The organism is Brevundimonas sp. AC546 (genome assembly GCF_979258305.1).
Map to the genome: position 1 here is coordinate 38,003 of NZ_OZ409849.1, position 13,857 is coordinate 51,859.

The 13,857-nt window shown below is 66.7% G+C and carries 16 protein-coding genes; 11 read left to right on the plus strand and 5 right to left on the minus strand.

Annotation, left to right across the window (positions count from 1 at the left end):
• Positions 1-48 precede the first annotated feature (48 nt).
• The 8 genes from ACZZZD_RS00190 to ACZZZD_RS00225 all read left to right on the plus strand — a co-directional run bounded on the left by ACZZZD_RS00190 (position 49) and on the right by ACZZZD_RS00225 (position 5,443).
• On the plus strand, positions 49-321 hold the full coding sequence (locus ACZZZD_RS00190; protein ID WP_463431516.1) for an aa3-type cytochrome c oxidase subunit IV: 273 nt from the start codon (positions 49-51) through the stop codon (positions 319-321).
• 139 nt (positions 322-460) lie between these two features.
• Entirely contained in the window at positions 461-1,594 is a 1,134-nt protein-coding gene (locus tag ACZZZD_RS00195) for a Re/Si-specific NAD(P)(+) transhydrogenase subunit alpha (protein WP_463431518.1), read from the plus strand.
• Positions 1,591-1,803, plus strand: a complete 213-nt coding sequence (locus ACZZZD_RS00200; protein WP_463431520.1) for a hypothetical protein — start codon at positions 1,591-1,593, stop codon at positions 1,801-1,803. The genes ACZZZD_RS00195 and ACZZZD_RS00200 overlap by 4 nt, the downstream gene beginning before the upstream one ends.
• A gap of 4 nt (positions 1,804-1,807) precedes the next feature.
• The gene (locus ACZZZD_RS00205; RefSeq protein ID WP_463431522.1) at positions 1,808-2,155 is read left to right on the plus strand and encodes an NAD(P) transhydrogenase subunit alpha part 2; all 348 of its coding nucleotides are present in this window, start codon (positions 1,808-1,810) and stop codon (positions 2,153-2,155) included.
• Positions 2,152-2,418, plus strand: coding sequence for a hypothetical protein (locus tag ACZZZD_RS00210; RefSeq protein WP_205681400.1), 267 nt, complete (start codon positions 2,152-2,154; stop codon positions 2,416-2,418). The genes ACZZZD_RS00205 and ACZZZD_RS00210 overlap by 4 nt, the downstream gene beginning before the upstream one ends.
• 13 nt (positions 2,419-2,431) lie before the next feature.
• On the plus strand, positions 2,432-3,853 hold the full coding sequence (locus ACZZZD_RS00215) for an NAD(P)(+) transhydrogenase (Re/Si-specific) subunit beta (protein WP_463431524.1): 1,422 nt from the start codon (positions 2,432-2,434) through the stop codon (positions 3,851-3,853).
• Positions 3,850-4,278: a hypothetical protein gene (locus ACZZZD_RS00220; protein WP_463431526.1), complete on the plus strand. Its 429-nt coding sequence runs from the start codon at positions 3,850-3,852 to the stop codon at positions 4,276-4,278. The genes ACZZZD_RS00215 and ACZZZD_RS00220 overlap by 4 nt, the downstream gene beginning before the upstream one ends.
• Before the next feature lie 109 nt (positions 4,279-4,387).
• A complete protein-coding gene (locus ACZZZD_RS00225) occupies positions 4,388-5,443 on the plus strand; it encodes an acyltransferase family protein (protein ID WP_463431528.1) in 1,056 nt (351 codons plus the stop codon).
• Positions 5,444-5,446: 3 nt separating this feature from the next.
• Here the strand turns inward: ACZZZD_RS00225 and ACZZZD_RS00230 are convergent, their stop codons facing one another.
• A complete protein-coding gene (locus tag ACZZZD_RS00230; RefSeq protein WP_463431530.1) occupies positions 5,447-5,671 on the minus strand; it encodes a hypothetical protein in 225 nt (74 codons plus the stop codon).
• Between the two features lie 92 nt (positions 5,672-5,763).
• On the opposite strand from ACZZZD_RS00230, the gene ACZZZD_RS00235 reads away from it, so the two are divergent.
• A complete protein-coding gene (locus ACZZZD_RS00235; protein WP_463431532.1) occupies positions 5,764-6,753 on the plus strand; it encodes a helix-turn-helix transcriptional regulator in 990 nt (329 codons plus the stop codon).
• A 72-nt stretch (positions 6,754-6,825) separates the two neighbouring features.
• The gene (locus tag ACZZZD_RS00240; RefSeq protein WP_463431534.1) at positions 6,826-8,259 is read left to right on the plus strand and encodes a hypothetical protein; all 1,434 of its coding nucleotides are present in this window, start codon (positions 6,826-6,828) and stop codon (positions 8,257-8,259) included.
• A 59-nt stretch (positions 8,260-8,318) separates the two neighbouring features.
• Here the strand turns inward: ACZZZD_RS00240 and ACZZZD_RS00245 are convergent, their stop codons facing one another.
• The gene (locus ACZZZD_RS00245; protein WP_463431536.1) at positions 8,319-9,299 is read right to left on the minus strand and encodes a DUF6607 family protein; all 981 of its coding nucleotides are present in this window, start codon (positions 9,297-9,299) and stop codon (positions 8,319-8,321) included.
• 39 nt (positions 9,300-9,338) lie between these two features.
• Positions 9,339-11,549, minus strand: a complete 2,211-nt coding sequence (locus ACZZZD_RS00250) for a TonB-dependent hemoglobin/transferrin/lactoferrin family receptor (RefSeq protein WP_463431538.1) — start codon at positions 11,547-11,549, stop codon at positions 9,339-9,341.
• A 111-nt stretch (positions 11,550-11,660) separates the two neighbouring features.
• On the opposite strand from ACZZZD_RS00250, the gene ACZZZD_RS00255 reads away from it, so the two are divergent.
• A complete protein-coding gene (locus ACZZZD_RS00255; RefSeq protein ID WP_463431540.1) occupies positions 11,661-12,200 on the plus strand; it encodes a hypothetical protein in 540 nt (179 codons plus the stop codon).
• Here the strand turns inward: ACZZZD_RS00255 and ychF are convergent.
• Positions 12,193-13,287 carry a redox-regulated ATPase YchF gene (ychF, locus tag ACZZZD_RS00260; RefSeq protein WP_463431542.1) on the minus strand — a complete coding sequence of 365 codons (1,095 nt, stop codon included), beginning with the start codon at positions 13,285-13,287 and terminating at the stop codon, positions 12,193-12,195. The two genes, ACZZZD_RS00255 and ychF, sit on opposite strands and share 8 nt — an antisense overlap.
• 70 nt (positions 13,288-13,357) lie before the next feature.
• A complete protein-coding gene (locus tag ACZZZD_RS00265; RefSeq protein ID WP_463431544.1) occupies positions 13,358-13,855 on the minus strand; it encodes a copper chaperone PCu(A)C in 498 nt (165 codons plus the stop codon).
• Positions 13,856-13,857 lie beyond the last annotated feature (2 nt).

A 13,857-nucleotide genomic window follows, 5' to 3' on the forward strand; every position in this document is an offset into this window, starting at 1 on the left:
GCGGGCGCCTCGGTGTAAGTCCGCGATAACGACGAGGGGATTTCACGCATGGCCGACCTGCACGACACCGCCAACGCACCTGCCGACGCCGATGCGCAAGCCTATCTGCACGGCCATATGGAAGTGCGCGAGCAGGTCTCGACCTACCGCCTGTTCCTGAACCTGGCCAAGTGGGGCAGCCTGGCCATCGCCGTCCTGCTGCTGTTTCTGACCCTGTGGTTCCATCCGGGCGGCAGCTTCATCGCCGCCGTCATCGGCGCGGTCGTCTTGGGCGGCGCAGGCTTCTTCGCGCTGAAGTCCAAGCCGGGCGCCGCGCACTGATCCCTTCATCGGTTGCACCGTTTCCTGCTGCGGCGGTCTGAAATCACGCGACCTCGCCAAGCTTTGGCATAACCGTGCTTTGACGGCTTGCGCCGGAACGGCCTAACCTTCGTTCAACGAAAAGAACGAGGGGATTCGCTTGGCCGTCGCTATCGCCGTCACGAGAGAACGCCGCGAAGGCGAGACGCGCTGCGCCGTCACGCCCGAGACCGTCAAGAAGCTGATCGCCCTGGGCGCGACCGTCACGGTCGAGGCCGGGACCGGCCTGGGCTCCTCCATTCCCGACGCCGACTACGCCGCCGCCGGCGCGACGGTGAAGCCGGACACCCGCGCCGTGCTGGACGGCGCCGACATCGTGCTGAAGGTGCGCGGTCCCACGGCCCAGGAGACCAGCGCCCTCAAGCCCGGCGCCATCGTCGTCGCCATGCTGGACGCCTACCGCGACAAGGCCACGGTCGAGGCCCTGACCGGGGCGAACGCCACCGCCTTCGCCATGGAGTTCGTGCCCCGCATCACGCGGGCCCAGGTCATGGACGTGCTGTCGTCCCAGGCGAACCTGGCCGGATACCGCGCGGTGATCGAGGCGGCCAACGCCTATGGCAAGGGTTTCCCGATGATGATGACGGCGGCCGGCACGGTCGCCCCGGCAAAGGTCTTCATCATGGGCGTCGGGGTCGCGGGCCTTCAGGCCATCGCCACCGCCCGGCGTCTGGGCGCCGTCGTCACCGCCACCGACGTCCGCCCCGCCACCAAGGAACAGGTCGAGAGCCTGGGCGCCAAATTCCTGGCCGTCGAGGACGAGGAGTTCAAGAACGCCCAGACCGCCGGCGGCTACGCCAAGCCAATGTCGCCCGAATATCAGGCCAAACAGGCCGAACTGACCGCGACCCACGTGGTCAAGCAGGACGTCGTCATCACCACCGCCCTGATCCCCGGCCGCGCTGCGCCGGTGCTGCTGACGGCGGCCCATGTGGCCTCGATGAAGCCGGGTTCGGTCATCATCGATCTGGCGGTCGAGGCGGGCGGAAACGTCGAGGGCGCGAAGTTGAACGAGGTCGTGACCACGGCGAACGGCGTCACCATCGTCGGCTGGGCCAATCTGCCCGGCCGCATCGCCGCCGACGCCAGCGCCCTCTACGCCCGCAACCTGTCCGCCTTCGTCGGCCTGCTGATCAAGGACGGGGTTCTGGCGGTGGATCTGGAGGACGAGATTCTGAAGGCGGCGCTGGTCACCAATGGCGGGGCCGTGGTGCACGAGGGGGTGAGGGGATGAAGGCGATCTGGAAACACCCATTCCACCTCGTCGCGATTGTCGCCGGCGCTGCCGCAGTCGCTGTGGTTCTCTGGAAAGTCGATCCCTCGGGGCAGCATTTTGCGGCTTACACCGGCGTGATGGTGGCGATGCTGGCCGCTGTTGATCTGGCTCGTCGCCTTGGGCTTGAACCCAAGAACGATCCGGCCCGCCCAAAGAACAGGACGTAGAGTTATGGAACACGTCGACCCCACCATCTTCCGCCTAGCCATCTTCGTGCTGGCCATCTTCGTCGGCTATTACGTCGTCTGGAGCGTGACGCCGGCCCTGCACACGCCGCTGATGGCCGTGACCAACGCCATCTCCAGCGTTATCATCGTCGGCGGCCTGATCGCGGCGGCGGCCGTGTCGGGCGACGTGACCGGCCCCAGCGCCTGGATCGCCAAGGGCGCCGGCGTGGTCGCCGTCACCCTGGCCAGCGTCAACATCTTCGGCGGCTTCATGGTCACACGGCGCATGCTGGCGATGTACAAGAAAAAGGAGCGGCCGGCGCCTAAGCCCGCTCTCGAGGCGTCTTCGTGACGGACGCTGCGCAGATCGCCATCACGGGCTCGTGGGTCGCCACCGGCATCGGCTTCGGCCTGTGGCTATACGGCTGGTTCGGGACCAAAATCCCGATCAAGCGCCAGCGGCTGCACGACTGCGGCATCGCCCTGGTCTTTTCGGCCATCCTGGTTCGCGTGGTGACGCAGGATCGGCCGCTGGGCGTCTTCGAATGGGCCCTGTTTTTCATCGGCCCGCTGTTCATCGCCGCCGCCCTGTGGCGGCTGGCGCGCACGTCTTGAGGGGAGGGGCGTGATGAACGCATCGCTGGCCGCACTGGCCTATCTGGTTTCCGGCGTCCTGTTCATCCTGTCGCTGCGGGGGCTGTCCAGCCCCGAGACCAGCCGTCAGGGCAATACCTTCGGCATGATCGGCATGGCGCTGGCCATCGGCGTGACCCTGCTGACGCTGGGCACTACCGGAGCGCTGGACACCGTGACCCTGGCCCTGATCGCGGGTGGGGTCATCGTCGGCGGCGGGGCCGGCGCCCTGATCGCCAAGCGCGTGGCCATGACCGACATGCCGCAACTGGTCGCCGCCTTCCACAGCCTGGTCGGCATGGCCGCCTGCCTGGTCGCCATAGGCGCCGTCTATGCGCCAGAGGCCTTCGGCATCCTCACCGACGACGGGACGGGCATCAAGACCCTGTCGATCATCGAGCTGTCGCTGGGCGTCGCCATCGGGGCCATCACCTTCACCGGTTCGGTCATCGCCTTCGCCAAGCTGAACGGAAACATGAGCGGCGCGCCGATCATCCTGCCCGCGCGCCACCTGATCAACGTTGGCCTGGCGCTGGGGCTGGTGCTGCTGATCGGCATTCTAATCGGCACCAACGGCGCGGCGACCTGGGCCTTCTGGGGCGTCTTCCTGATCGCCCTGGTGCTGGGCGCGACCCTGATCATCCCCATCGGCGGGGCCGACATGCCGGTCGTCGTCTCGATGCTGAACTCCTACTCCGGCTGGGCGGCGGCGGCCCTGGGCTTCACGCTGGAAAACATCGCCCTGATCATCACCGGCGCCCTGGTCGGCTCGTCAGGGGCGATCCTCAGCTACATCATGTGCAAGGGCATGAACCGCAGCTTCATCAGCGTCATCCTGGGCGGCTTCGGCGGCGGGGACGCGGCGGCCAGTCCCGCCGGGGCCAAGGAGACGCGGCCGGTCAAACAGGGCTCGGCCGAGGACGCCGCCTTCATCATGAAGAACGCCTCCAAGGTCATCATCGTGCCCGGCTACGGCATGGCCGTGGCCCAGGCCCAGCACGCGCTTCGGGAAATGGCCGACAAGCTCAAGGAAGAAGGGGTTGAGGTGAAATACGCCATCCACCCCGTCGCCGGCCGGATGCCCGGCCACATGAACGTCCTGCTGGCCGAGGCCAACGTCCCCTATGACGAGGTGTTCGAGCTAGAGGACATCAACGCCGAGTTCGCCACCGCCGACGTCGCCTTCGTCATCGGCGCCAACGACGTCACCAACCCCGCCGCCAAGACGGACCTCACCAGCGCCATCTACGGCATGCCGATCCTGGACGTGGAAAAGGCCGGGACCGTCCTGTTCATCAAGCGCGGTATGGGCTCGGGCTATGCCGGCGTCGAAAACGAACTCTTCTTCCGCGACAACACCATGATGCTCTTCGCCGACGCCAAGAAGATGGTCGAGGGGATCGTGAAGGGGCTGTGACACCGCGTTTTGCTTTGCTCGTCGGCCTGTCCGGTCTCATGGGCCTGTCGGCGTGTTCGGCGATGATGACCTTCACCCTGGCAGGCGGTCTCGACCGCCCCGAGGTGACGTTCGACGATGGGCGAAAGGCCTGCGTCAATGAACTGACCGTCTATGAGGCCAACGACGCAGCGGCGCCCCTCTGGTCCATCGAAGCCGAGGGGCGGCGGTGCGTGATGTTGCGTCACGTCGTCTATGGCCAAACGCCTCTCGGCTTCTCGGTCTTGACGCCCGACGCGCCCCTGCGACCGGATGGCATATATGAAGCCGTCGGCGGCGGATCGACGACCCATCCGTTGTCGAAGATACCGTGGAGAGGCTCTGCGCGCTTCCATTTTCGCGACGGCCAATGGCGTATCGTGGCGACTGCGGCAGACGCGCCATAGGTCCGGTCGGAGGGGCGCTTAGAGGCTCGCATCAGGCCCACTATCGCAGCGCTTGCAGACCCGTTATCACGCGCTCGTGAAGACCTCCGGACACCAGCGATTTGAAGCCTTGGACTCCCTGCGCGGAGTCTGCGCCATTCTTGTGGTGATGTTCCATATGCCGGTGGCAAGCCATTGGCGTGACTGGGGTTTCATTCAGCACTCCTATCTGTTCGTCGATTATTTCTTCGTGCTGTCGGGCTTCGTCATCGCCCACGCCTATGCGAACCGGCTGACGTCGGGACGGGACGCCGGGCGGTTCATGGTGCGGCGGTTCGGGCGGATCTGGCCGCTGCATCTGCTGATGTTGGCGGCCTTCGTCGGGCTGGAGCTGGCGCGGCTGATGTTCCAGTTCGACAGCGCGCCGCCGTTCACGCGGGACCGGTCCATCGAGGCGATCTTCACCAATCTGGCGCTGATCCAGGCCTGGCATGTGCATCCCTATCTGACCTGGAACGGCCCGTCCTGGACGCTGAGCGCCGAATGGGCCTGCTATCTGATCTTCGCCGGTCTGGTGCTGGTTGCGCCGAAACGGTTCCGCTGGATCGGCCTGGTTCTGGCGATCATCGGGAGTGTGCTGGTGGTCAGCTACGCCCGGCGCTGGATGAACACCACCTACGATCTCGCTGTGCCGCGAGCGGTCTATGGTTTCTTTCTGGGCTGTCTGCTGCAGGGGCTGTGGACGCGGATCCCTCGGCTCAAGGGCGCCGCCGCGACGGTGCTTGAGATCGCCGCTATCATCGCGGCCTGCGTTTTCATCGGCTATGCGCAAGGGCCGATCACCGTGGCCGTCACCCTGGTCTTCGTCGCCTTGGTGTGGGTCTTCGCGGGCGAGGACGGCGCCCTGTCACGCCTGCTGGATCATCCGGCCTTGGTCACCCTGGGGCGGTGGTCGTTCGCCATCTACATGGTCCACATGTTCATCCTGACCGTGATGATGATCCTGGCCCGGAAGCTGGACTGGGTGCCGGTGCGGCGTATCGATTTCGGCTCGGTCTGGCTGAACGACCTGTTCGCTGTCGCCATGTTCGGCTTCATCGTGGCCGTGGCGGTCGTCGCTCACCGACTGGTCGAACAGCCGGCGCAGCGGATGATCGACCGCTGGACCAAGCCGAAAGCGGCCTGAGCCTCAGGCGGCCATCCGCCATTCCGGCTCGACATGGCCCGTGCGGGCTTCGTCCCACAGCACGTCCTCGTCCGAATAGCGAGCGACGGCGGCGGCCGAGATCACATCGACCACCTGTTCCTCCAGCCGGTCCCAGATGACGGCGAGGTCGGACGAGCCGTCAGCCTCGCACGGCACGATGATGTAGCGGTTGGCGTTGACGGCGGCGGACGGTTGAAAGCGAGCCATGCGATGATCTCCTGAAGCGGTGGCCTCTTGTCGATGATTTTGTTTTGCAGCAGTGTTGCGTCAGAAACGGTCGTATCGTTCAGGAAGCCGCAATGAGACATGACAAGGCGGCGATGGTGATCGAACTGGCGCGGCGCATGGCGGCCAGCGCCGAAGGTCTCAGCATCGAGGAAATGGCGCGCGAAATGCGCGTCGGGCGCCGCACCGCCGAGCGGATGCGCGACGCGGTGATGATGCTGTTCCCCCAGGTCGACGAGATTTCGGACCCGCCGTCCAAGCGCTGGCGTATTCGCGGCGGCCTGTCGGCGTTCGAACAGGCCCCGACGGCGACCGAGATGCTGGAACTTTCCAAGGCGGCGTCCGCCCTGCGGGCTGCCGGCGAGCCGGCGCGGGCGACGGCGCTGGAGGGGCTGGAGCGCAAGCTGAAGGCCGCGATGCGGTCCACAACCCTGAACCGGATGGCGCCGGATCTGGAGGCCCTGGTTCGGGCCGAGACCATCGCCGTCCAGGCCGGGCCGCGTCCATCGGCGGACGATGCCATGCTGACCGCCATTCGCGGTGCCGTGCTGGCGCAGCAGCCGCTGGGCTTCACCTATTCGCGGCCGGGGGCCGAGCCGCGTCGGCGCAGCGTCGCCCCGTGCGGCGTCATGTTCGGGCGAGCCAACTATCTGGTCGCCGCCGACCGTGAAACCAGTCGCATCCAGACCTTCCGCCTGGATCGGATGAGCCACGTCGCGCCGCAGGAGGGGCTGGCTGTCCCGCCCGCCGATTTCGACCTGAGCGTCTTCGCCAGCCAGTCCTTCGGCATCTATCAGGACGAGATCGAGGACGTCGTGCTTCGGATCACGTCCCAGGGCGCGGCCGAGGCGAAGAGCTGGCGCTGGCATCCGACCCAGAGTTTCGAGGATCAGGCGGACGGCGCGGTCGTCGTGCGGTTCCGCGCCTCGGGCATGCGCGAACTGGCCTGGCACCTGTTCACTTGGGGCGAGCAGGCGCAGATCCTGGCGCCCGAACGGTTGAAGGCCGTCATGGCCGGAGAACTGGCGGCGGCGGGGCGCGCCCTCGAACGGGCCTCAGCCTGACGAAACCGTAAGCTGACGCGGTGCGTTCAGCACCGCTAGGCTCCGCGCCGACCATCCTTCAGGAGATCGCCCTTGCGCGTCCACGCCTACGCTTCGTCCGCCATCGCCGCTGTTGTTCTCATGGGCGCCGCCTGTGCGGCCGGCCCGACCGTTTCGCGGCCTGCCGTTCTGGATGAAAGCGGACCCCAGGTGACCGTGACCCGCGACGGCGACCATCTGAACATCGACTATCGGTTCGGTCGCGACGTGCCTGTCTGGGCCTTCATGGATTCGGCGCTGGAGACGGATTCGCGCCAGCCCTGGCGGCCTCGCCAATGGACGGTGCAGACGCCGGGCGTCGTGATGGAGCGGCGCGGGCACTACGACATCATCCGCAGCACGGACGGCGGCCCCGTACCGCGTGAAGTTCAGTTCCGCGTCAGGCCCCAGGCGGTGGATCTGGAGGCCGAATATCCGACCCTGCTGTTCTCCAACGGCGCGGTCGCCCTGCCGACGCGACAACTGGACGTCTTCGCCCTGCCGTCGGCCCGGGCGGCAGAGGATGTGCCGGATGACCTGAACCGGGTGACCCTGGACGGCGGGTCGTCGCGCGTGACTTGGCGCGACGACAATGGGCCGGTGCTGTTCAATGGGCGTCGGCACGACCAACTGACCACGATGGACGAGCGCAGCTACGTCCTGCTGGGCGAGGCGACGGTCACGCCGGGCGAGGGGCTGTCGACCGTGATCGACCCGAACCTGCCGCCCTGGATCGGCGAAGAGATTCGCGGCTTCGCCCCGCGCGTCGGCCAATATTACCGCGACCGGCTGGGTGCGCCCGGTTCCGGCGGCGACACCCCCATCGTCATGGTGGCCTGGAACGGTCCGACCGAACAGATGACCAGTATGGGCGGCAGCGTCCTGCCCGGTCTGATCGTCATGTCGTTCGAGGGGCGGGGCGTGACCACGGCCCAGCCCGACATCATGGAGCGGTCGCGCTGGTTTATTGGCCATGAGGCGGCGCATTTCTGGCTGGGTCAGACGGTCCGCTATCAGTTCGCTGACGAGGCCTGGATCACCGAGGGCGGGGCCGACCTGATGGCGGTGCGGGCGCTGAAGCGTTTGGACCCCGCCTATGATGACCGCAGCGAGCTTCAGTCCGAGGTGGACGATTGCGTGAATCTGGCCAAGAAGCCGGTCGCCCAGGCTGGAGCTCGCGGCGAACACCGCGCCTACTATGCGTGCGGCGCCGTCTTCGCCATGGCGGCAGAGGGCGCGCAGAAACAGCGAACGGGCGGCGACTGGCTCGACTTCCTGAAGCCCCTGTTGAGGCAGCCGGACGGGGTGCTGAGCCGCGAGGAATGGCTGACGGCCCTGACGCGGACATCGCGTGATCCGTCGCTGCGAGGAGATATGGAGCGGATGCTGGACCAGGGGGCGGCTGATCCGTCCGCCGTGATCGCGCGCCTGTTCCAGCGCACAGGCGTGGCCTTCCGTTTAGACAATGGCCGCATCGTCCTGAGCTGAAACGGAAAACGGCGGCCCGGACAACCGGCCGCCGTCTCACGGTCAGCGCTGGGGGATGGTCAGCGCGGCGTCGTGGCCTCGGTGATCAGGACGCGCGCCTTTGCGACGGCCTCGGCCTCGGTCGTTTCGCCGTCCGCGATCTGTTGCGCCAGGTCCATCAACGGCGTGCCGGTGACCGAACCCGTCTCGCCGATCTCCTGCAGATGGACGCCGTTGTGGGCGGCGATGGCGGCGTCCCAGGCGTCGCGAACGGCGGACCAGAAGCCCTGGGTCTTTGTCCAGTAGTCGTCGCCCGCCTGAGGCGAATAGCTGGTGGATCGGTCGTAGGTGTTGATGACGTCTTCCTGGACGATGGCGGTGGGCTCGCCGCCGGCCTTGCCCGACATCTTCATATTGTCCTGGATATGGACCCAGCCGTCCGGCGTCAGGATGTGGCGGTTTGTGCCCAGATAGCGGTCATAAACCGGGTTGCGCACCGCGTCGCGCCGCGCCAGCGGTCGCCACGTGGCGTTCGAGGTCCAGGCGGACAGGCCGTTGTCATAGGTCCAGCGGCCGACACCGCCGTAGCGGGGGGAATCGTCGGTCTGCCACACCGTCTGGGACCAGGCGCCGATGCGCTCGGCTTCGGGCACCGCCGTCAGGGTCCACTGGTTCGGGCCGGCATAGGTCAGGACCGTCTGCGGTTGATAAACCCAGTCGTGACGCCAGTGTTTGATGACCATGACCTGGCCCTCATGCTCCATCACCAGGATGTGCTGAAGGCTGATGCGGTCGCCCTTGTCATAGACCACGCGGACGATCTCGCTGCCGCCTGACAGCTTCTCCTCCAGCGGGTCGTAGTCGGCGCGGAAGCTGACGTTCTCGCGCATGTCGAAGTGGACGCGGTATTGGCCGGCCTGGGCCAGGATCGACTGACGATCCCGTTCGAAGGCGCTGGCGTGCGCAGAGGACGGCGCGGTTTGGGTGGCGGCGGCGTCCGACGCCTGTACGGTCGGGGCGGCGGCCGTCAACAGGGCGGCGGCGATCAATATGGCGCGCATCGGGCGGCTCCTTGAGATGTGGGAAGATTGCATGGTCGCTTACAGGCGCAAGGTCAGGGAGACGCCGAAGTTGCGGCCCGGCTGGGTGTAGGCGTCCTTGACGGTCGAGGCGGCGGACAGGCCGCGCACGTCGCTCCACCAGCCATAGGTCTCGTCCAAGACGTTGAAGGCGCCGGCCCGCAGCGTGGCCCGTTCCGTCACGTTCCAATAGGCCGTCAGGTCCAGCAGGGTGAAGCTGTCGCCCAGATAGCAGGCCGATCCGCACGACAGGCCGCCATAGGTCGCGGCGTCCTTCTTGCCCGACCACGTGACGGTCGCGGAACCGCCCCAGACGCCCGACTGAGCGGCATAGTTCACGCCGGCGACCACCTTGACCGGATCGATGCTGCCCAGCTCGGAACGGCGCCCGTCGGTCGTCTGTTCGCCCTCAGCATAGGCGGCCGAGCCGATCAGGCTGAAGCCATTGTCCCAATAGATGTCGGTGCGCGCTTCCAGCCCCCTGATGTCCACCTCGGTCAGGTTGACGTACTGATAGACCAGCGGATCGACGCCGGGGACGCCCGTGCCGCTGACCACCACCTGGTCGATGAAGTCGTCATAGTGGGTGGCGAAGGCGGTGGTGTTCAACCGCATCTTGCCGCCCGCCACATCGATATCGCGCAGCCGGAAGCCGGCCTCGAAGCTTTCGCTCGTTTCGGGCGACAGGTTCGGGTTCGGGATCGAGCGATAGCCGAAGACGGGGTTCTCGAAGAAGTTGTTCACCTGCATCGGCGACGGTGCGCGGAAGCCCAGGCTGTAGTTGGCGAAGACGCCAAGGTGCGCGCCAGTCCAATAGACCACGCCCAGCTTGGGCGAGATGTGGTCGTCGCTCTGGCCCGAAGCCGCCGCCGGGAACTGGGCGTCGACCTTGGGCGACAGGTCATACCAGTCATAGCGGACGGCCGGGATGATGCTGAGCGCGCCGTCCAGCAGTTCGATCTCGTCCTGCACGAACAGTCCGGCGATCTGGAACTCGGTCTTGGGGAAGGCGCGGATGGGGAAGGTCTCGCCTACCGGCGGGGTCACGCCGTCGCGGACGCCTTCTTGCCTGGTCATCGACCAGTCGCCGCCGACGGTGACGCGGTGCTGCATGGCGCTGCCTTCACCGAAGACGCGGGCGCCTTGGGCGGCGAAGCCATAGACGGTGTTGTCGAAGGTGGTGTCGCGGACGCGGTCCACCGCCGGGATGCGGTCCTCGAACGTGTACTGACGCGTGGTGGCGTCCTGCCAATACAACGACGCCGAGCCGTCGCTGAGGCCGGCGAAGTCCTGGAAGCGCCAGTCCGCGCTGACGCGGTCGCGCTGGGTCTCGTCGTGGGCGGTGACGGCCAGAACGGTCGCCGAGCGGCTGCTCAGCGCATCGCCGTCCATCTCCGAATCCAGATGGTCATAGGTCAGGCGCAGCGTGTGGTTCGGGTTCACCTCCCACACCAGCTTGCCCAGGATGGCGTTGGAGCTGAAGTCCTGGGGGTTCGGCTCGGTGCGGGTCGCGCCGACGCCACCGACCAAGCCCTTGTTCTCGGTCTCCTGCGCGTCGCGGCGCGTATAGGCCAACAGCCCTGACAGCGATTCCGACCGACCGGCAAAGGCCACGCCCTCGGTCCAGCCTTCGTCGGCGGAGTTGTAGGCCACGCGACCGCGCGCGCCGAAGGTCTGGTCGCCGATCAGGAAGTCGGACGGATCCTTGGTCGTGAAGGCCACGGCGCCGGCGACGCCGTCAGACCCATAAAGCGCCGAGGCCGGGCCGCGCAGGATCTCGACCGACTTGACCAGATCCAGGTCGTTGTAACCGCCACGACCGACTGCCTGGGCCCCGAAGGAGAAGCCGGCGGGCAGGCGCACGCCGTCATTGATGATCAACACCCGATCTCCGCCCATGCCGCGAATGGTGAAGCCGGAGTTGGCGTCGCGGCCCGCGCCGGACAGGGCCAGGCTGAAACGCGCAGGGGAGGTGGGAACGCTGACGCCCGGCTCGAACCGGATCAGGTCCTTGATGTCGGTCGCCAGCATCGTCTCGATCTGGGCGGCGTCGATGACGCTGACCGTCGCCGGCGTATTGGAGGCCAGCCGCTGCGAGCGCGTGCCGATGACGACGACCGGATCGACTTCGGCCGCCGGCGCCGCTGCGGGCGCTTCAGCGCGCGCCGGTTGGATGATCAGGGCCGAACCGAAGGCGGCTGCGGCGGTGGAGAGGAGGAGAAGGTTACGCATGAATGGCCCCGCTTGATGACTGGCGGGCGTGTTACTGCGAACGACTATCAGAATCAACCGCAATGACTGTGCGGTTTTGAACCCGAACCTTGGCCGTGACGTTGTGGCGGGATGAAAACAGCCCTGTTCCCGATGATGGCCGCCATCGCCGCTCTGGCCGCCTGTGGCGATCGGCAGGTCAATCCGCCCAATGAGCCGGCTGCGCCGCTGCGCACGCCCGAGGCCATGCAGCAGATCGAGCCTAAGGGGCCGTCGGCGCTGGCGGGGCGGGGGCCGCGCAGTTTCGTGGGAGTGTGGGCGGCCAATCCGCAATGGTGCGCCCAGTCTCAGGGTGAGCGCAGCCCGATCACCCTGACGCCGCTGCGGTTCGACGCCTATGGGCACAATTGCGATATCGCCAGCATCGACGAGACGAACTCAGGCTATGTCGCGGCCCTGAGGTGCGCGGCTCAAGGCCAGATCAAAACCGAGCGCGTGCATATGGGCACGAGCGGCGACGTGATGAACCTGACCTATGTCGACCGGAACATGACGACGGTGAAACTGGCGCGCTGCCCCGGCTCGCCGCGTGCGCCCGATCCCGCCAATCCGCTGGAAAAGATGATGAAGAAGGACGGGGCCGAGACCCCGCCCGCAGCGCCGCCTAGTTGAACAGGAAATTCATCACGTCGCCGTCCTTGACGACATAGGTCTTGCCTTCGGCGCGCAGTTTGCCGGCCTCGCGCGCCTTGGCCTCTCCCCGCAGGGAGACGAAGTCGTCGTAGGCGATAGTTTCGGCGCGGATGAAGCCCTTTTCGAAGTCGGTGTGGATCACGCCGGCCGCCTGCGGGCCGGTGGCGCCCACGGGGATGGTCCAGGCGCGGGCCTCCTTGGGGCCGACCGTGAAATAGGTCTGCAGGCCCAGGAGCTTGTAGGCCTCGCGGATCAGTCGGTTCAGGCCGGGCTCTTCGAGACCCAGAGTCTCCAGGAACTCCTTTTGCTCCTCGTCATCCAGCACGGCGATTTCGGATTCGATCTGGGCCGAGATGACGACCGAGTTGGCGTTGTCCTGGGCGGCGCGGGCGGCGACCTTGTCGGACAGATCGTTGCCCTTGTCGGCCGAACCTTCCTCTACGTTGGAGACATAGAGGGCAGGAAGCGCCGTCAGCAGTTGCAGCATATGCCAGGCTTTGGCGTCGTCCTTGGACACGTCGGCGGTGCGGGCGGGCTTGCCGGCGTTCAGCTGGGCCAGGGCCAGATCGACCAGTTTCAGCGTCAGGCCGGATTCCTTATCGCCGCCCTTGGCGCGCTTTTCGAGCTGGGGCCGGCGGCGCTCCAGGCTCTCCATGTCGGCCAGCATCAGCTCGGTCTCGATGATCTCCAGATCGGCGATCGGATCGATGCGATCCTCGACGTGGGTGATGTCGTCATCCACGAAGCAGCGGGCCACGAAGGCCACGGCGTCGCAGTCGCGGATATTGGCCAGGAACTGGTTGCCGAGGCCCTCGCCCTTGGATGCGCCGCGCACCAGACCCGCGATGTCCACGAAGGTGATGCGCGAGGGAATGATCTCCTTGGAGCCGGCGATCTCGGCCAGGGCGTTCAGCCGCGCCTCCGGCACCGCCACGTCGCCGGTGTTCGGCTCGATGGTGCAGAACGGATAGTTGGCCGCCTGGGCCGCCGCCGTCTTGGTCAGGGCGTTGAACAGGGTGGACTTGCCGACATTGGGCAGGCCGACGATCGCGACTTTAAGGGCCATGGTATTCCTCGTGAGGCGCGAGCCTTTACCCGGTTCGAACCGGTTTGTCAGGCTCGCGCTTCAACTGGCGTCAATGCGCGTCGTGATCCATGCCCGCCATCTCCGGCTGACGCACCGCAGCCTGCACCGTGACGGCCGGCGCCGAGGCGAACTGAAGCGTCAACGGGACGGTCGAACCCTCCGCCAGCGGCGCGGTCAGGCCGATCAGCATCAGGTGATTGCCGCCAGGCGCCAAGGCCACGGCCTGACCGGCCGGCAGGGGCAGGCCCTGCGTCAGCTCGCCCATCTTCATCATGCCGTCCTCCATCGTCATCTCATGGATTTGCAGCGACCCGGCGGCGGGCGTCGAACCGCCAGTTAGGCGATCGTTGGTCGTCGCCTTGAGGGTGACGTAGCAGCCGCCGGCCTTTGCCCCATTCGGCGACGGGCGGCACCAGGCCCCGGTTGCGACTACAGCGGCCGCTGCGACAGGACCGACCGCATCCGCTGCGGGCGCCTTCGCCTGTTCGGGTTGGTTGCAGGCCGCCAAAGACAGGCCGACAGCGGCGAGGGCGAGTTTGGTTTTCATGT